Source organism: Sivoneniella epilithica UHCC 1019 (assembly GCF_040830845.1).
In the GTDB taxonomy this organism is placed as follows: domain Bacteria; phylum Cyanobacteriota; class Cyanobacteriia; order Leptolyngbyales; family Leptolyngbyaceae; genus ULC077BIN1.
The window spans coordinates 1-16,676 of record NZ_JBFPDP010000008.1; the positions used below are offsets into that span (position 1 = coordinate 1).

A 16,676-nucleotide genomic window follows, 5' to 3' on the forward strand; every position below is an offset into this window, starting at 1 on the left:
TGGCTCAGTTGTTTGTAGGTCATCAGTCCTCCTTGATCTATTTGTAGCCACTTCCCTCTATTCACGCAAGAGGTCTACTGTTGATTAGGGCTTGCAGCTTGTTGTTCTGATCACTTGCCAATGCTTTTAACCCATAGAACGACAGGCATCGGTAGCTCTGTTGCAGACAGCCTTCCAGGATGCCGACATAGGCTGCCAGAGTTTTACCTGCTGCGGTAGGAGGGGTAAGAATCACATCGTTTCCGGCACGGATAGCTTTAAGCGCTTTTAGCTGGTGGGAGTAGAGATGGCTAAATCCTTGAGCAGTCAAGGCTTGCTTCAGTGCGGGTGGCAGAGACTTGGGCATGGGGTACGCCTCTCCTACCTGGGCTGGGATTGTTTCTTGCCACAGCAGTTGGTCTCCCAAGAACTGGGCAATATCATCGGGGGATGGTTCAGGGTTGAGCGATTGAGGACTATCCGCTGCTTCTGGGCTAGGCAACGTTGGAGTCCAGAAGCTTTGGAGTAGGGTGTTGTAGTTGGGCGTTGCCATCGTCTTTTTCTTCCACGCTTGCAGGTCTAAAAAAGATCCCCGGCAGGGGAAAAGAAGAAAGAGAAGACACTGCGACGACTACAATGAAGCCTATTTAATCGGTTGAAACAGGTGTGCAATCCCGGCAAGCGTCGGTAGCATCACGTCAGAATTGCCCCCCTGCTTGAGCGTTACCTCTAACTCAAAAAGTTGGGTCAGACTTTGAGTCAAGCTGGAAATGGATGTTTTAGCGACTTCTTGGCGCAAGTAGTAAAGCCGCTTTGGGTTGCCGATTGCACAGAGTTGAGCAATTTCTGAGTCCTTGCGTCGAGTCTTGTCACTCAAGGCACATTTGACCCAAAGCCAGGTACGGAATTGGGTTAGCAGCGTGGAGAGGATAACCAGCGGCACTTCGGCTCTGGACAGTAACGCATGCAGCCGTTGCACAGTTTGGGCAGTGTTGCCCTGTCTGATTGCTTCTGCTAGTTGTAAGCTGCTGTAGGTGGTGTTGGGCACCAAGGATTTGACAGCAGCAAGACTCAAGGGCTGACCATTAGCATACAGGTTCAGTTTCTCTAGTTCAGCGTCCATGCGTGCCAGATTATTGCCGATCGCCTGTGCTAGATATTCGATGCAGTCAGCGGAGAGACGCAGGTGAATTGACTTGGCTCTGGTCATGATCTCCGTTTCAATCAAGTCAGTTCGCCAGGGTGGAATGAGTTCTAAGGATTGGAGGATGCTGTACTTGAGTAGGTGCTTGGTGAGTTTCAACCGTTTGTCGATGCTTTTGCCCGTGAAGACTAGCGTTGTGCTGAGAGGCAATTGGGGTAACACTTGCAACAGGTTGAGTTGTCGGTCACCGAACTGATTGAACGAACAGTCTTCCACAATCACCAATCGCTGGTTATCGGCTAGGGGTGGAGTCCGAGCAGTGGCGATCGCATCACTCAAATTCTCAGCCCCATAGCGATGATGATTGAACGCTAACCAGGTTGGATTTAGTTGACGTTTGAGTTGGCGAATCTCCTGGTGAATGTGATAGGAGTCGTCTCCGATTAAAAGTAATGTGGGCATAATAGTTGTCACTTCCTGAATGAAAAAGTTTTCCTGACCACCGCTTCATTTATGTCTATCGAGTACCCGATCCAAATTCAATCCTCTGATCGCCAATCGGTCGATGCGTCGCTTTGTTCTGTCAATGAAAGCCACTTGGAACAGTTTGAACGTTGCTGGAAACCCATGCTGATTGAAACGGTTGAGGAGGATCGGTACTGGGAGTGGAGCCGTAAGCAACGCACCTATGGCGCTCGACCAGGTGCTGAAACCTATGCGATTGTCCATAACCAAATGATGCAGGGATTAATGCTGATCGAAACACTTGGTTATCGCTCCTGGTTTGCCTCAAATCGTCGGATTCTCTACGTTCATTCGCTAGCGACCGCTCCCTGGAATCGCCCTTCTATCCAAAACCCACCTCGGTATCGGTTAGTGGGTTCAACCCTGATGGAGTTTGCTCGATACCGGAGTGAGGAACTAAAATACGATGGACTGGTTGGCGTTCATGCCTTGCTGCAAGCAGAAGAGTTTTACCGACGCTTAGGGATGATTGATTGTGGAGTTGACTCTGAGAAAGAGCAGTTAGTCTATTTTGAATGGTACAAGCCGTCAGTGCGTGAGAACTGGGAAGATGAGATAAACTGGGAAGATGAGGACTGAGAGCAAACAGGAGAGGATAATGACCTTCCAGATTAGTCAAAGTCGCCGAGACGAACTCCTCCGGATCGAAGAAGAAACGAACTGCGATATTGGAGCAGGAGTTGATCACGGTCCTCATTTAGGTCAATACCTTGCTGCTCGGATGAATTATATTGATCGCTCTAAATTGGTCTCTTTCCTCCAAACAGAACTAGACAATCTGTTACGTCCTGAAGAAATTGAGGCGTTGGCAGATACCGTAGAAGCCCAAGTAAGGCATCGAATTGAACATGAAACGGCTTAATTGACAATGCTTGGTTTCATCAGATTATTTGGTAACCAATCACCTTCAGCCCTTGAAGAATCTGAGTCAGGTCTTCCCGCACTTCAATTACCTGATAGATTCTCGATTGCACGTAGGCGGGTGGTTGCTCAGGCTTGAGCTTCAGAAAGACCACCTCTCGACCATTAGTGACCATGCCAAAGCGATCGTCGGTCGCAGGAGGTTGAGCTTCAGATGGCTGACTCAGCAGGTAGCTGAGGGCTTGAGGGATACCAGAGGTGACATCAAAGCGAGATTGCTTGGATTCGACGACCAGCACCCACAAGCGTTGTTTAACGACCAACACATCAATGCTGCCCGTGAACGTCTGACTTCCTTCAGTCACCACTAACTTGGTCGAAACTTCAGCACGAATCGAGAAGGGCGGTTGATAAAACCCCGCTAAATCCAGTAGAGGGGCGACCACAACCAGTTTGACCACTTCCTCTAAAGGATTGGTTTCGATGATATTTTCGTAGTTGCGCTTGAGGCGATCGAGGGCTTGTTGCTCAAAGTCGGACAGCGTCTCTGCGTCATCCAACCATCGTTCAAAAAATGGATCAGTCCGATCGCGGCTCAATTGAAATTTATCCCTCAGATCGCTGAGCGCCAGATTGCTAACAGGTTGAGAAATCGTTGAGGCTTCCATCGATAGTCCAGTGAAGGGAGTTCGCTTGTAAATGGATCATACCGATTCTTAAACGAGGCTTACCAATTTAAATTCCAAACTTACAGAATTGCTGCAACTGGCGACCTTTTGAATCAGACGAGCAATTTGAGGAGCATTCGCTTCAAACTTCTCTAAATAGCGTTCTTCGACGGCAAACACAGCATGATTACCGTTGAAGCTTTGCATCCTGGCTCGGCTCAAAAGTCGTTTGGCATTGCCTGGAGCTACATCAATCACCTTCTGCCAAAGCGACTCAGGGCTGATTCGACCATTCCCGTTGTTCTGACTAGAAAGCTTCGGTGCTGGGGATACGGGTTTACGAGCCTGCTTCGGCAGCAGGTTCAATAAACAGACTTCTAGCCAGACCTGGGCGTTGCCGCTGAAACGAATCTGTCCCTCACTGGTATGCAGTTGCGCTAGTCCAGCTTGAATTGTTTCATGGCTCCATTCCTGGGCGATCGCTTGAAGCTGATTGGAACTAACAGAACTGGTCAGTAAATGGCGCTGATTTGGAGCGGCTTGCACAATCAGTAAGTCTCGATAGGTTTGCAGCAAGCTGGAGAGAATGAGTTTGGGCGATTTACCTACATCGATCAATTGACGAGCCGTTTGCAGAAGTTGAAAGGTGTCGTTTGCGGATATTGCCTGCAAGAAATCCAGCAAATCATCTTCGGCAATTCCGCCTGCCAGTTCAATCACCTGACTTACGGTTACCTCATCGCTTAACAGTCTCACCTGTGCCAGCAATTGCAATGCGTCTCGCAGCCCACCATCGCAGAGACGAGCGATCGCCAGGAGTGCCTGCTCTTGAATCGAGATCGCTTCGATGTCCGCAATCCAGCGCAGGTGTGCCACGATTGTCCTCACTGCCAAGGCTCGAAACTCAAACCGCTGACAGCGACTGGCGATCGTCGGCAGTACTTTATGGGCTTCCGTGGTACAGAGGATAAACACCACATGGTTGGGCGGTTCTTCAATGCACTTGAGCAGGGCATTTTGCGCCTGATTGGTGAGTTGGTGACACTCATCCACAATGACGATGCGATAGCGACCGAGCACAGGAGATAGATGCACTCGTTGAGTCAGTTCTCGGGCATCATCCACGCCGTTGTGAGACGCAGCATCAATTTCAGTCACATCCAGGCTATTGCTGACTTCGATCGAGCGGCAGGACTGGCAGTGACCACAGGGTTGTAGGATGGGATGTTCTTCGCTCAAACAATTGAGGGACTTAGCAAAGATTCGGGCAGTGCTGGTCTTGCCCGTGCCTCTGGGTCCAGTGAACAGGTAGGCAGGTGCAATCCGTTGTTGAGTAATGGCATTGCTCAAGGTTTGCTGAATCGTAGGCTGTCCGACCAAATCTTTGAGCGTTTGCGGTCGGTATGCCAGATGAAGGGTAGTGGTCATAATTCAGGTAGGGTGAAGGTCAAAGCTTGTGCCCCAGTCGGGGAAGTGGCGCTGGAGCATTCATGTCGCCAGATGTAGCGTTAGTAAAGATGGCTGGATGTGTTACTCGTCGTCATTTTCATCAACCGTAGTTTCATCCGCTTCATCCTTTATCTCCTCGTCGTTCATTTCTTCATCGTCATCCGCCGCAGTTTCATCCTCTTCGTCCATGGTCGCAACATTCGACTCAGGCGCTTGGCTAGGTTCACCATTCTTGCCAGCATTTGTGTCCGTAGCGGGTTCAAACGGTAAGGTAAAGTAGGTGGCGGTCATCGCCAAGTCTTTGATCTCGCAATCACCCACGGCTTCCAGTTTAGTGATGGTGTCAGGTCTGTCCATCCACAGCCTCACCCCGGAACTCCCCAAAGACTTGAGCATCGTCAGTAGTTGGTGGATGTTGAGTTTGATGGCAAATGAACCCAGATTATCCAAGGTTGCTTCAATCACCTGCCTGCCCTTACTGCCCACTTGTTCAATGGTAAGAGTCAAGGTCTGGGTGCTGCCCTCAAACGTCAGCAACAGGTCATGTTTATCCCTATGAGTCAAAGCGCTCAGACGGCTGAGGCGTTCAACTAACTCACCGCGACTGAGGGTGGCACTCCGGGTGAAGTTAAACCGCTGGTTGATAATCGCAACCACATCGGGATAATCGCCCTGCAAAGCTTGGGTGGTAATCGTATGATGCAGCCGATCGCTCTCCAGTTGCACCTGAAGTTTCTGGGTATGGTCGTCATAGGCGACGTTGCATTCGTCCACGTACATCCCCTCAATCGCTTTCACTACGGCTTTGACAGCGCTGGCTGGCAAGGTGCAGTGGATGGCTGCCGCAGTCTTTGAGCGTTTGCTCCGCCCAATGCCTTTGAGATCCAAATGGGCGATCGCGATCTGTAATCCATCCGTGGCAGTGCAGGTCAGTTGCTCATCACTAAGGTGCCAGTTTACTCCGGTCAGAATGCCTTTCGCCTGGTCTCTGGCAACTGCAAACAAGACGCTCTTTAGCCCAACTGCCAGCGCTTTAGCGTTGAGGATTGCGGGTTTGGGTTTAGCGATCGTCTCCATGGTGGGAAATTCATCGGCTGCCAGTCCATCCAGTTCCACGATGCCAGCTTGTGGATCAGTGACGACGACTGTAATGGCTTGTCCTTTTAACTCAGAGTACAAAGTCAGTGCTCCTTCAGGGCATTTACTCACCACGTCTTTGAGTAAGGTTGCTGGAGCGGTAACAGTGCCAGAACGTTCAATCTCCGCGTCAAACCGAGTGGTCAGTGTTGTGGCTAAATCGGTGCAGGTGAGCGAGATCTGATTGGAAGCCGCATCAGCCGTGATCAGGACATTCGCCAGCACCGGGTGAGTGGGTTTTCTGGGAACGGCTTCTACAACAAAGTTCAATGCTTCAAACAGACGCGATTGAGAGACAGTGCCGTAAAGTTGATTTGCAGAGGGGTTGACTGAATTTGTTGTAGAGCGATCGCTTTGTGGATTGTCCTGTTCCTGAGACTCGCCTGCTACATCAGGAGTCTGGGATTCAGCCGCCGCTTTTCTGCTCTTGCGAGGCTGTTTGGCGGATGCAGTTTGAGATCGAGCTTGTGTCGTGGATCGGGTTGCCATAGTGAAAAATGAATAGACATCAAGCTAAAAGGAGCGGTAGCCGGATTGACTTGAGGGATGATAGTTCGACTTTATCCGTCTTCGCGACAAAACAGTACCCGCCGCTGGGCACGAGATACGGCGACTGTCCACAGTCGGTTATATTCCGTCAGGCTCTCTTGAGTCCCATCTCGCAGTCGTTTTCTCAAATCATCGGCATCGATCGCCACTTCTTCAAAGGTGCTGCCCTGGGAGGTATGCACCGTGACGGCAAAGCAGGGACGAACTTGGGCAAAGGTTTCCAGATGTTCGTAATACTTGCGCCATAGAACCGGGCTACGTCTGGCAGATTGAAGTAGCTGTTCTGTTTCACTATCAAAGCGATCCTGGTCAGCTTCATGCAGCACAAAAATCTGACGGGCACAGGGGTAGCCTTCGGGCAGGACGGTCAGGCGATAGGCAAGATAGCCTTCATGCAACTGCTCTTCGATCGCTGTCACTACCATTTCCGTTGCGGTGTTTAAGATGATGTCTTTCTTGTTGGGGGCAACGACGGATTCGGTGCTGATCAGGCGCTCATTCACCACAAACCGGGGAGCATCATTGCCATACCGATGACGGCGCAAAATCGTGTTATAAAAATCAACTCGCCTATTCGTCCAACATAGAATCCGAAACCGATCTGGATTGGTGTCAAAGTTCTCAATCACCAGCTTTTGAGCATATCTTACTAAAGTCTTTTGATTGGTTTTCAAGAGTCCCTGTTGCTTATCTGCGGTAACTCTCGTTTGAGGTTCAAAGGGTGTTTTCTGGCGGATTGCGGTTCGGCATGACTTGAGTATCGTTAACAGTGGATTATGGGCTGCCTGCCGCACAACCTGGTTCAGGATAATTTTGTTTGTGACTTTGAAGCTGGGGGATCTACCCTCATTGACTGGATTGAGTTGAAACGGATCTCCCATCAGCACAAACTTGGGTGCTAAATAAGAACGCTGGGTTTCTTGCACCAAAAAGTTCCAGAGAGCTTCGTTGATCATGGAACATTCATCGACAAAGACGACGACCTGTTTGCCTGAGAAGTAGTGCAGCAGGGCAAAATCACTCGCACCTTTTTCGAGCACTTTCTCGCCCTGGCGTTTGACCAGCTTTAGTCCGAGAAACTGGTGAATGGTCATGCAGGGAACTTGAAGTCCAATTCGAGCTGCCATTTTGCTGAGCACATTCACGGCTTTGTTGGTGGTCGCGGTCAGAACAAACTCAAGGTTGGGATTCTGTAATTCCTGGATGGCGTAAACCATGACGGTGCTTTTGCCCACTCCCGGGAACCCGGCAATCAGTAGAAACTTCTCCAGGCAGGTCGGTTGCACAAAAGCTTGCAATCTCCGGATTGCGTCTGCTTGCTGTTCGGTCAGGTCAAGCTGGAGATGACTGGAAATAGGGGGAACAATGGAATGAATCAAAGTACCATCAGATGGCACATCAACCGTTGTGGAACTGGGGTTGATATCAGTCATGAGTCGTCCCTCTCTTCTTCCTTCAAAACTTCAGCCGAAGAGGGGCGGTAGCGATTCAGTTAAGGCTCACTGGCACTGAGGCAAGGGTTACTGGTAACTGGGATGATCCACGTCAATGTAATCCCAGTAGTTAGGACATTCTTCCAGCCAACGGTTGAGCGGTTGTCGAGTTGGGTGAGTCTGCATCCGGCAATCTGTGTTGGCAATAGTAGAGACAGCAGAGGTTGGCACATCATTGAAACGCAGGCATTGTTGAGTACTTTGCTTAGCATGAAGCCGAATCAGTTGTCGCAAACTCACGGCATCTTCCCCATCCACGCAGACTAACCACTGATAGCGAAATCGGTCCGTTTGCGGTTCCGGTTGAGTGACTCGCTGCATCTTGACAGCGCCAATGGAGTCTACCGAGACTGCATACCCAACCGATCCATCAAGCGGCTTATCAAACCACAATTCAACCGTCGGCACCTGATCCGCTTCATCCATACAGCGCTTGGTCTTACGTTCCAATACAATATGGCAACCCGCTAGGGGGAATATCTGGTCATTGACAAGCAGGGATTCGCCGGGAATAAGCCACCGCACAGCCATAGTTCATCCGTCCTATACAGCACTGCAATTGTAGCTGAAGTTGCGGCAATTCGGCTGATTGGGGGAGAAGTAATCGGTCAGATAGGGCAGGACTGGCATTGGCATGATTCGGTATACCAAAGATCAACCAATTAAGCAGTACATGAAAACCCTAACAACATTGAATTCCTGGGTGACGATATCAATCCACGATAAAGAACAAACATTGAGTCTGGTAAGTAGCTCTTATACCAATGGAAACATCGCCTTACAACTTATCAACACAATCACTGAAGCAGCGATCGAATGTACGATTGACATTCCAGCTTTAGAGCTTTTGGAGCATGAATGCTTAATTCCTGAAACCAAGCAAGACATCATGCAAGCACTGATTAATGCTGGTTTAATTCAACCAACAGAACTAACTCCGATTTACACTCGACAGGGACATCGAGCTAGAGTGTGCCGGGTTCATAGTGATTTGTTAGAACAAAGACTGTTGGAGCAGACGAGGCATTTCGTCTATTGTTAGCTGGTTAATCAGAGCAGCGTCGGTTACATTCGATTTCGTTGGTTGAGATCGCTCCCGTTTGGGTGCCAGCTTCACAATTTTGCGGCGAATCTGAATACTCAAGTCTTTGTACACATGCTCAATTCGACGAAACTCGATTGAATAAGCATCTGCTGTGAAGGACTGGACTGCTTCAGTTCCAAATAAACTGGGATGACGGTTCAAGACTTGATTGAATGCCCAGACACAGAGGTCAGCATAGTCTCTAGATAGGGGCGAAACTAGAGTTAGGGGTTGCAGCGCACAAACAATTTCAGCGGGTGTGATCGTTTCAGTCAGGGTTCCCTGTTCTACTTCATCCAAGATATGCAGGAACCGTTCTTGCATGACAGCGGGTCGGAGTTTGGCAACCACATCCAGATTCGTCCATTCGCTTTTGCCAACAATGATCGGACCGCGAAAGTAGCTGAGGTGAGCCGCTTTGACATCCAGCAGTTGCAGCAGGACGCTGAGAAAACCAGGGCTGACGGGTTCAAGCTGGGCGATCGCCCGCATCATGCAGAGGGTTTGGGGTGTGAATGACGGTTCTGGCAGTGGAATATCTTTTACATCTGGGAATAAGGCGTTAAGCAAATCTGATTGCTGAGTCATAGTCTGGGAAAGTGGTGGGACTATGACTTCAGCAGCAGTCGCTGCGGGCAATTCACTTAAAGCTTGGAACGGTAGCTAAGTGAGGTGACGGGCGGAGGGTCTTGATACAGATGCTAAAAACTTAGGGTGCAAATAAGTCTCAAATGCCTGATAGATATTCATTTAGGCGTACCCTAAATTTGAGCGCCTTCATAAGATTTAGGGTGCAAATAAGGGCTAAACTATTGATATACAAGAATTAAAGCGCACCCTAAATTTAGCTATTTCTACAAATTTAGGGTACAGATAAGGCTTAAATTCCTTACCTGAAAGCATTAATGCGTACCCTAAAGTTATTTTTTATGGTTTAAATTTAGGGTGCTAAATTGATGGTCTAAATTTAGGGTGCTAAATTGCTTGAAAGTCCGATTGTTCAGGGATTACTGCGTACCCTAAATTTATCTGGGTTTAGGAGTTCCTCATGCCCCGTCAGCGCAAACCCAGAAAGACAACTCAAGCGGTCAATGTCGAAAGTTTGGTTGCCCTAGCGTCTGGGCTGCCGCGCCCAGAACTGGATGAACTGATCGCAGCACTCCTGGCACTGCGGGATGCTCTGGATGATGAAGCAGCAACACCTGATGAATTAGAGCCTATGCCCCCGCGATCGCGCAAGTCAAAAGCAGGAGCCAGCCCCCGGATTGAGTGGAAAATCATCAATGGCTGTGGTCCCTATCCCTACTTACGTTACAAAAGTGGTGGCATTCATCACAGTCTCTACTTGAAAAACTTGAAACGCAAATGACGCTACAGTTCTAATTCCACATCAAACACCTTCGAGCGATACACTTTGGGTTGAGATCGCCGCAACTGCTCTACTTCTTTCGCCTTCTGAGCTTCAGTCACCTGTAACTTCTGCTGCGGTTGAATCGGCACAGCAAGCTCTAATTGCTCAAACCCAGATGGCGTTATCGGTTTGAGGTGAGCCAGCGACTCATCGGAAATGGAGTATCTATAGGCTGGATTGCCGCCACGATTGGGATCACCAGCGGTATCAAGGTAAGGAGTATCGAGTAAAGCTGCCTGGTCATAAACGTTTTCCTGGTAGCCGGAACTCCATACATCGGTTGGCGTGTAACCAGAGTCTGAAGGGTTGGGGTCAAACGCAGTACTTGACCCATCAACAGCAGATTGCATAGTATAAGCATTGCCGCCATAGCCTTCAGTGCTGTAGCCTGTGCCGTTATAGCCCACATTGCCATAGCCGCTCTTTCCATAACCAACTTCGGCACCAGTTTCCTCATCGTTGCCATAGCCATCCCCACCATAGCCCGATGGGTAATTGGGGTCTTGTTCATTACTATTCATTTGAGTTCTCCATGACTAACCACAAACTGCGACACTTGCCAGTCATCCACTGGCTCTAACTCGGTTGCTGCTTGATGGCGCAATAACCGTTTCTGTGGGGTTGACCACTGACTGGTGTCGGGGGAAGCCGCCGGACGGGCAAAGGCTGCCCGATTACGAATTGCCAGAATTGCTTCCTCTTCCCGTACCATCGCTGGCACCATGAGAGATCGCTGATACAGCAAGTCATCCACTGTGCAATACCCTGGTCTATTCTGATAAAACGCTTCCTGTGCTGCTTTTTGAGCGATCTGACCAATTTCTGCTGGCGTACAAAGATGCGTCGCTTTAAGCAATCGTCGCCAGTCGCGATCGCTCAACGGTGAGTGGGCAGAGTCACGAAACGCTGGAAAGTATTTTGCCAAATGCAGGTCGAAGATTTCCTTCATGGCTCCGGCATGGGGGAGATCGACAAAGACGATCGTGTCAAATCGCCGGATCAGTTCGGGTGGAAGTTTCTCCAGACGGTTACAAGTCGCAACCACGTAGACCGGCTCTACCCGTTCCTGCATCCAGGTGAGCAGCTTGTTCGCCAATCTACTCTCTACGCCGCCATCAGTGTCGGAACTCCACCCAGCAAAGCCTTTATCGAAGTCATCAAAGAACAGCACTACGGGTGCATTGATGCCGCATTGTTGGAGCAGAAAATCCAGGTTATTTTCTGATTGACCGGGCTTGGGCGATCTCAAGCTGCCCCAATTAGCAGCAATCAACGGCACCCCCAGTTTGAGCGCTGCATGTTTAGCAGACAGGCTCTTTCCAGTTCCGGGCGGTCCCCAGAGCAAAATGCCTTTAGGCAGAGATAAACCGTACTGGGCAGCGTGGGGTGAGAGCAAGCTGCAATCTCGCTCCAGGATGGCTTCTAGCAAATCGAGTCCACCAGTCGGAACATCGGGTTGGGCAATGAACTCCAATCCCCGCCCTTTAAGTTTGGAGACTTTGTAGTCGAGCATTGCCGTTGCTAAGCAAGCCAAGTCATGACAAAAGAGTGCCAGTCGTGTCAATGCCAGTCGCAATTCTAATCGAGGTAATCCCAAACATGCGCGCATTAGCGGGTTCAGGTCTGGGACTTCACTCTCTTTAACTAAATGTGGATATTGAGCACAGACAGCTTGCACTGATTGCATCACGGCTTCTGCATCGGGTAACGGATTCTCCAGCACAGGAATCAGGGGTATCAAGGAAATGGGCAAAGGCACATCGTCATTCAGCAACAAAACTCGCTGCTGAACGTGTTGACTGAGCGCGTAGAAGGTATCGGTCAGTTCTGCAACTCGTTCTACGGATAGCTCACCCAAATCATCAGGTTTCAGCAAGCCTTCTAGGACGAACCAACTCGGCTCGTGGTGATTGCAGAGAAATGGAAAGATGCAATCGACGAGTTGCTCAGAGACAACGGTACATTGCACTTGCCCATTGATATACGTCACCTGCTGCACTTGGCGATAACCGACGCTCCAGAAATAGAGAGAAACATCGGCTTCGATTGCCCAATGGCATAAATGCGCCAGGACATAGGGACGCTCGGTCAACGGAGATTTGAGTGCCACTAGCGGCGTATCTGCGTGAAACAAAGTTGGAATCGCACGAATATCTTGCATGGGTAATCAAAACAACTCAGCTTTTAGTCAATCAAATATATGCGGCATCGTTTCTCAACCAACTGGCAGGAAGCTAGTCACCAGATTGGGGGATCTTTTCAGTTCACTCATGCAACTCTCCTGGTTGGTAGGGATCAAAACCTCCTGATTGCCCGGCGAAATCATCGCGCAACTTCTCTAAAACAAAGGACGTAGCGAATTTCATTGGCAAGATTCCCATGAACTCGGTGTCCTCCACCTGTACCCAGCGATTTTCTTCAAAACAACATAGGCGATCGCGCAAGGCTCGAAAGCACCCCATAAAGGGTTTACAGCAAGTCCTGCTCATTGCTGTCCAGGTCTTTCTCTACTGGCTGTTGATGATAGTTGCTGTGAACCCAACTGCATTGGCGGCTCCCACTTCAACCACCAATGGGCTACCAACCCAAATTCAGGAGATTGAGCTTCGCGATCGCCAAGGCAACCTGACCACTGTACAAACACTGGTGCCGGACTGGAGCAGTATCAGCTTTTCCGATCTGCCTCCAATTCAACAAAGGGGCAGCATTCGGATTGGTGATCAGCAACGCACTTGGCAAGCGGGTCAAGCACTCGATCAGGTTCTTCACCTGGGTGACTTGAGTGACCTGCGGGTGGATCGTCTGACGTTGGATGCGATTAGTCAACGAACCAATGCAGATATCAATACGATATTGCTGAGTCAGTTTCCATTGGTAGGTAAACAAACCTTGGGGGATCTCGCAGCGATCGTGCCAGCGCTCAAAGAGTTCCAGATACAGGCAGTCACACCCATTCAAGCAGCGGTGGAAAAGGCGATTGGAACCATAAATGGCAACGAAACTCTGGCACAACTTCTTAGCCAGCATCCCAATTTGGCAACCACGACTCTCAATACGGTTGATCAAAGTCGGTATCCCCTCAATGCCATTCCCAATCTAGGTCAGGTGGAGTTGGGCGAGTTCCGGAGCTGGATCGAGACGCAGATTGCCAGCGTGCCAGGGTTAGGGGATTTATCTCTGACAGACTTTCCTACAGAGATCGCGGACATCGGCAACCTATTTGCCCGCATTGATGCAGCGTACAGTCCAGCAGAAGGGTCAGGAGGAACCAAACGAACGGTTTCTGGTTCTTATCAAGCCGGGTTTAGCGTGGGTTGCAAAAAAGACTGTGCCTACATTGAACTCGATGATTTGGAGAACTCAGGGCGGCGTGTGCGAGGTAGTTTTGAAGGCAAACAATGGGTATCGGGAAAGTATCAGGAAGTGGAAGGGGGAGAGGGTTGTCTCCAGTGGGCAAATGGGGGGAAGGAACCGACGGGGCGACATTCGTTTGGTCCGGCGTTCAAGGTGGTAGTCCTAGAGCCGTCTGAAACCGCTGATACGGTTAGTACAGCACTCTACTTCCGCTTCAAAGCCAAGTGTGGTGCGACACCCTACTTTATTGGACCCGTACCATTCTTCACCTACAAAGTCGGGATGCCAATCTTTATCGGTCGCCCCAATTGGCAAGGGGCAAGTCGAGGATATTCTGAATCGACGGGAGCAAAAGTGGAGGATGCGGTTCCAATCAAGGGCTTTAGCGACCCTGGCTTTGGCGGGGATGATGGGGATGAGGAGGAAAGCCTGACGTTGTGTTCAGGCAAAGTGGTGCAAGGGGTTAGCCTTGATGTTCTCGCTGGTGCCATTCAAAGTATTGAAAGTCGGGGGAGTGGTGGCTACAGCGCGGTGGGAACGTATGGCTGTGATGGTGCTGGGCTATGTGGTCGGGGCTTGGGCAAGTACCAATTCATGAATTACAACGAATACGCCACTACTCGGATTACGACTAGACCGGGTGGACAGGCGTTTTTAGATCGGGTGAGAAAAGGCGATCGCCCCACTGCCAATGACCTCGCCCGTTTCTTTCCGCCAGAAGATCAGGATACGGCGTTTCAAGGGTCATTGGCAGACAAGCTGAAAACGACAGCCAAGCAAATTGATCTGAAGACTGGAAAGCCGTTTGTGGGCGATCGCTTGATTGAGCGGGTGGCACAGAAGCATTTTGCTGGGGATTATTCTGCCGTAGATGGCGGTGGCGGTGATGACTTGGGCACCTCAACCTATGGCTATGGAGTGAAGGCGCGCAGCAATTATGGGCAAAGCAGTAAGGCGAAATGTCAGGAACCGAGTGTTGGGAACAAATTAGTCACCGCTGGTAGCCTCAATGCCAAAATTGCGAATGCGTCTGCCAGTGCGTATGGGATGGACACCAGTGCGGGACCGAAAGGTGGTCGAGAAGCCTGCGCCTGGTCGGTGAATCGGGTATTGGGCAAAGCCGGAATTCAACCCGTTGGAGCAAACCCGGATTACGTGCCATCGGTGGCAGCGGATTTGAAAGCGGGGCGTGGAGTGCGGGTCAGTCCAAGTCAGGCAAAAGCAGGGGACATCATTCTGGCAAAAGGGTATGAACACATTGGCATTTGTCAGAATGATGGCTGCTCTCAAGTGTTATCCAATTCCTCCAGTCGAGCTTCGTTTCGCTGGAAGTCTGACCGCACCTTTAATGGGTACTACAACAACAGTGCTTACATCCGGGAAGCACCAACGGAAGAGATTTATCGAGTTGTCAAATAAGGAGGTTAATCATGTCTCACTACAAACGTATGACTTTTATGCTGCTGGTTTTAGCAATGCTGTTCACAACGATCGCGATCGAGCCGTGGATACAGACGACTCAAGTTGCAAGGGCAACATCTCAGCCAGCATTGGTAGCTCAAGCTAACTCAGCCAAAGCGGCAGTTCAGAAAGCGGTTCTGCAATACCTCAATCGTCAAGGTGTCACTATCAAAGCCAAATTACATGAGGTGGCGATCGCAGATAGGTTTGCGCTTGTGGGTTGGGCACGCGGCGAAATGGGTGGCAATACGCTACTCAAGCAGAACAGCAGTGGTTGGACAGTGATCACATCGGGTGGAGGATACCTCGGATTACAAGGGTTGAAACAATCGGGTGTGCCTCAAAAAACGGCTGAGAAACTGCTGAATCAATATGACCCAAATTGGCGTAAGTATCAACAATAGGAGAGTGTCATGACTCAGTTATCTTCAACGAAAAATACAAGTGAATTGATCGTTAGCGACGCGATATCCAAACCAACAGAACAGCCAATTCTTCCACCTCCGCCCCATTGGTTAGTGCGTTTTGCACTGTGGTTTCGGGTTGGCTTTGCCTGTTTCTTATTGCTTGGCTCTCTGCTAGGACTGACGGGCTGTGTGGAACGTGTGCTGGCATTGAATGGACAGCCTTTGCAGTGGGCAGATGCTCAGCAAACCGTGCCTGTATTGCTTCAGCAAGCGTTTGATGATCTGACCACCGTACCCAAAGAGGAACAACCCAATCTGCCTGTGCTGGCAAGCACTATAAGAGGACAACACGGACAGGTAATTGTCTTCAACTTTTCCAAGGTTCCTCAGCTTTGTGGCGCGGCAGGTTGTTTGTTTGTCGCCTATACTCAACTGCCGGAAGATCAATCTGCCCTTGCTCTGAGTAATGATCAACAAGCACCTTATCGATTGGTTTGGAAACATTATTTGCAACCACTGCTACCCAAGAGCATACCTGTTTTATTTCAGGACAAGGAGTCTGAAGAGCTTCGGTCAAGCGAGTTTCCCAATTTGATCACCAACCAAGTTGAAGATAACCGCATTCGACAGATTGTTTTTTCCTGGACTGGCAAAGAATACCATATTGAGAAAACCATTCTCAACAAGCAGCTCGTTGAAATAAAGTAGTAATTCACATCAGTGAAAATGAAGAACGTGTACTGTGAGTGAGAAGCAATCACGGTACGATTTACAAAGGAGTAGCGTTTTCTTGCACTATCAAAAACTGTTCCTGGTCTACGATCTTCCGGTCTTGTGTTAATGGTTACATCAAATTTTAATTGAAACGTCTTAAAGTCCCAATCGCGTAGTTGGTGAGAGGCAACAACGAGCATCATGATTTCGCTCAATCTCAGGGATCGCCGCCATCATCGGTGACTCGATTACAGTTATTGCTGTTGGCATTGGGCATCTCTTTCACAAAAATTGTTTCCCTTTTGAAGAAGAGATTGCTCCTCAATCCTTCAACATCTGTCTCTTTTACGCAAATCGTCTCTTTTTGGTATGAGCGATCGCACTATAAAACGGGCGATCGTACCTCTTTACGCAGATCAATCCATGAGTATGTTTAATGT

Annotated in this window: 18 protein-coding genes; 8 read left to right on the plus strand and 10 right to left on the minus strand. The window is 49.6% G+C overall.

What is annotated here, in order from left to right; translation table 11 throughout:
* Nucleotides 1–61: 61 nt before the first annotated feature.
* Together AB3R30_RS07100 and holA are read right to left on the minus strand one after the other, a co-directional pair.
* Nucleotides 62–532: a DEAD/DEAH box helicase gene (locus AB3R30_RS07100; protein ID WP_458648461.1), complete on the minus strand. Its 471-nt coding sequence runs from the start codon at nt 530–532 to the stop codon at nt 62–64.
* Between the two features lie 90 nt (nt 533–622).
* Nucleotides 623–1,585: a DNA polymerase III subunit delta gene (gene holA, locus AB3R30_RS07105; RefSeq protein ID WP_458648462.1), complete on the minus strand. Its 963-nt coding sequence runs from the start codon at nt 1,583–1,585 to the stop codon at nt 623–625.
* Nucleotides 1,586–1,636: 51 nt separating this feature from the next.
* Between holA and AB3R30_RS07110 the strand changes: the two genes are divergently transcribed.
* Together AB3R30_RS07110 and AB3R30_RS07115 are read left to right on the plus strand one after the other, a co-directional pair.
* Entirely contained in the window at nt 1,637–2,227 is a 591-nt protein-coding gene (locus tag AB3R30_RS07110; RefSeq protein WP_458648463.1) for a hypothetical protein, read from the plus strand.
* Nucleotides 2,228–2,246: 19 nt separating this feature from the next.
* Nucleotides 2,247–2,510, plus strand: coding sequence for a hypothetical protein (locus AB3R30_RS07115; RefSeq protein ID WP_458648464.1), 264 nt, complete (start codon nt 2,247–2,249; stop codon nt 2,508–2,510).
* Between the two features lie 19 nt (nt 2,511–2,529).
* Here the strand turns inward: AB3R30_RS07115 and AB3R30_RS07120 are convergent, their stop codons facing one another.
* The 5 genes from AB3R30_RS07120 to AB3R30_RS07140 all read right to left on the minus strand — a co-directional run bounded on the left by AB3R30_RS07120 (nt 2,530) and on the right by AB3R30_RS07140 (nt 8,336).
* Nucleotides 2,530–3,177, minus strand: a complete 648-nt coding sequence (locus AB3R30_RS07120; RefSeq protein WP_458648465.1) for a type I restriction endonuclease — start codon at nt 3,175–3,177, stop codon at nt 2,530–2,532.
* A 48-nt stretch (nt 3,178–3,225) separates the two neighbouring features.
* Nucleotides 3,226–4,605 carry a DNA polymerase III subunit gamma/tau gene (dnaX, locus tag AB3R30_RS07125; protein WP_458648466.1) on the minus strand — a complete coding sequence of 460 codons (1,380 nt, stop codon included), beginning with the start codon at nt 4,603–4,605 and terminating at the stop codon, nt 3,226–3,228.
* A 102-nt stretch (nt 4,606–4,707) separates the two neighbouring features.
* The gene (gene dnaN, locus AB3R30_RS07130) at nt 4,708–6,252 is read right to left on the minus strand and encodes a DNA polymerase III subunit beta (RefSeq protein ID WP_458648467.1); all 1,545 of its coding nucleotides are present in this window, start codon (nt 6,250–6,252) and stop codon (nt 4,708–4,710) included.
* A gap of 71 nt (nt 6,253–6,323) precedes the next feature.
* The gene (locus AB3R30_RS07135; RefSeq protein ID WP_458648468.1) at nt 6,324–7,745 is read right to left on the minus strand and encodes an ATP-dependent DNA helicase; all 1,422 of its coding nucleotides are present in this window, start codon (nt 7,743–7,745) and stop codon (nt 6,324–6,326) included.
* An 87-nt stretch (nt 7,746–7,832) separates the two neighbouring features.
* Entirely contained in the window at nt 7,833–8,336 is a 504-nt protein-coding gene (locus tag AB3R30_RS07140; RefSeq protein ID WP_458648469.1) for a hypothetical protein, read from the minus strand.
* A gap of 103 nt (nt 8,337–8,439) precedes the next feature.
* Between AB3R30_RS07140 and AB3R30_RS07145 the strand changes: the two genes are divergently transcribed.
* Nucleotides 8,440–8,847 carry a hypothetical protein gene (locus AB3R30_RS07145; RefSeq protein WP_458648470.1) on the plus strand — a complete coding sequence of 136 codons (408 nt, stop codon included), beginning with the start codon at nt 8,440–8,442 and terminating at the stop codon, nt 8,845–8,847.
* On the opposite strand, the gene AB3R30_RS07150 is transcribed toward AB3R30_RS07145, so the two are convergent.
* Nucleotides 8,800–9,477: a hypothetical protein gene (locus AB3R30_RS07150; RefSeq protein WP_458648471.1), complete on the minus strand. Its 678-nt coding sequence runs from the start codon at nt 9,475–9,477 to the stop codon at nt 8,800–8,802. The two genes, AB3R30_RS07145 and AB3R30_RS07150, sit on opposite strands and share 48 nt — an antisense overlap.
* Nucleotides 9,478–9,937: 460 nt before the next feature.
* Between AB3R30_RS07150 and AB3R30_RS07155 the strand changes: the two genes are divergently transcribed.
* The gene (locus AB3R30_RS07155; RefSeq protein WP_458648472.1) at nt 9,938–10,258 is read left to right on the plus strand and encodes a hypothetical protein; all 321 of its coding nucleotides are present in this window, start codon (nt 9,938–9,940) and stop codon (nt 10,256–10,258) included.
* A 2-nt stretch (nt 10,259–10,260) separates the two neighbouring features.
* Here the strand turns inward: AB3R30_RS07155 and AB3R30_RS07160 are convergent, their stop codons facing one another.
* Nucleotides 10,261–10,821, minus strand: coding sequence for a hypothetical protein (locus AB3R30_RS07160; RefSeq protein ID WP_458648473.1), 561 nt, complete (start codon nt 10,819–10,821; stop codon nt 10,261–10,263).
* Nucleotides 10,818–12,461, minus strand: a complete 1,644-nt coding sequence (locus AB3R30_RS07165; protein WP_458648474.1) for an ATP-binding protein — start codon at nt 12,459–12,461, stop codon at nt 10,818–10,820. Before AB3R30_RS07165 ends, AB3R30_RS07160 begins: the two co-directional genes overlap by 4 nt.
* Nucleotides 12,462–12,679: 218 nt before the next feature.
* Here AB3R30_RS07165 and AB3R30_RS07170 point away from each other — a divergent pair, with 218 nt between their 5' ends.
* From AB3R30_RS07170 to AB3R30_RS07185, 4 genes are all read left to right on the plus strand, one after another.
* Nucleotides 12,680–15,073, plus strand: a complete 2,394-nt coding sequence (locus tag AB3R30_RS07170; RefSeq protein ID WP_458648475.1) for a hypothetical protein — start codon at nt 12,680–12,682, stop codon at nt 15,071–15,073.
* A gap of 11 nt (nt 15,074–15,084) precedes the next feature.
* Complete coding sequence (locus AB3R30_RS07175) at nt 15,085–15,519, plus strand: hypothetical protein (protein WP_458648476.1); 435 nt, start codon at nt 15,085–15,087, stop codon at nt 15,517–15,519.
* Between the two features lie 9 nt (nt 15,520–15,528).
* Entirely contained in the window at nt 15,529–16,230 is a 702-nt protein-coding gene (locus AB3R30_RS07180) for a hypothetical protein (RefSeq protein ID WP_458648477.1), read from the plus strand.
* A 185-nt stretch (nt 16,231–16,415) separates the two neighbouring features.
* Complete coding sequence (locus AB3R30_RS07185) at nt 16,416–16,673, plus strand: hypothetical protein (RefSeq protein WP_458648478.1); 258 nt, start codon at nt 16,416–16,418, stop codon at nt 16,671–16,673.
* The last annotated feature ends 3 nt before the right edge of the window (nt 16,674–16,676 follow it).

Excerpts from the sequence above, each read along its gene's own strand:
- AB3R30_RS07100 (WP_458648461.1), bottom strand. The coding sequence starts at position 532 with ATGGCAACGCCCAACTACAACACCCTACTCCAAAGCTTCTGGACTCCA.
- holA (WP_458648462.1), bottom strand. The coding sequence starts at position 1,585 with ATGCCCACATTACTTTTAATCGGAGACGACTCCTATCACATTCACCAG.
- AB3R30_RS07110 (WP_458648463.1), top strand. The coding sequence starts at position 1,637 with ATGTCTATCGAGTACCCGATCCAAATTCAATCCTCTGATCGCCAATCG.
- AB3R30_RS07115 (WP_458648464.1), top strand. The coding sequence starts at position 2,247 with ATGACCTTCCAGATTAGTCAAAGTCGCCGAGACGAACTCCTCCGGATC.
- AB3R30_RS07120 (WP_458648465.1), bottom strand. The coding sequence starts at position 3,177 with ATGGAAGCCTCAACGATTTCTCAACCTGTTAGCAATCTGGCGCTCAGC.
- dnaX (WP_458648466.1), bottom strand. The coding sequence starts at position 4,605 with ATGACCACTACCCTTCATCTGGCATACCGACCGCAAACGCTCAAAGAT.
- dnaN (WP_458648467.1), bottom strand. The coding sequence starts at position 6,252 with ATGGCAACCCGATCCACGACACAAGCTCGATCTCAAACTGCATCCGCC.
- AB3R30_RS07135 (WP_458648468.1), bottom strand. The coding sequence starts at position 7,745 with ATGACTGATATCAACCCCAGTTCCACAACGGTTGATGTGCCATCTGAT.
- AB3R30_RS07140 (WP_458648469.1), bottom strand. The coding sequence starts at position 8,336 with ATGGCTGTGCGGTGGCTTATTCCCGGCGAATCCCTGCTTGTCAATGAC.
- AB3R30_RS07145 (WP_458648470.1), top strand. The coding sequence starts at position 8,440 with ATGATTCGGTATACCAAAGATCAACCAATTAAGCAGTACATGAAAACC.
- AB3R30_RS07150 (WP_458648471.1), bottom strand. The coding sequence starts at position 9,477 with ATGACTCAGCAATCAGATTTGCTTAACGCCTTATTCCCAGATGTAAAA.
- AB3R30_RS07155 (WP_458648472.1), top strand. The coding sequence starts at position 9,938 with ATGCCCCGTCAGCGCAAACCCAGAAAGACAACTCAAGCGGTCAATGTC.
- AB3R30_RS07160 (WP_458648473.1), bottom strand. The coding sequence starts at position 10,821 with ATGAATAGTAATGAACAAGACCCCAATTACCCATCGGGCTATGGTGGG.
- AB3R30_RS07165 (WP_458648474.1), bottom strand. The coding sequence starts at position 12,461 with ATGCAAGATATTCGTGCGATTCCAACTTTGTTTCACGCAGATACGCCG.
- AB3R30_RS07170 (WP_458648475.1), top strand. The coding sequence starts at position 12,680 with ATGAACTCGGTGTCCTCCACCTGTACCCAGCGATTTTCTTCAAAACAA.
- AB3R30_RS07175 (WP_458648476.1), top strand. The coding sequence starts at position 15,085 with ATGTCTCACTACAAACGTATGACTTTTATGCTGCTGGTTTTAGCAATG.
- AB3R30_RS07180 (WP_458648477.1), top strand. The coding sequence starts at position 15,529 with ATGACTCAGTTATCTTCAACGAAAAATACAAGTGAATTGATCGTTAGC.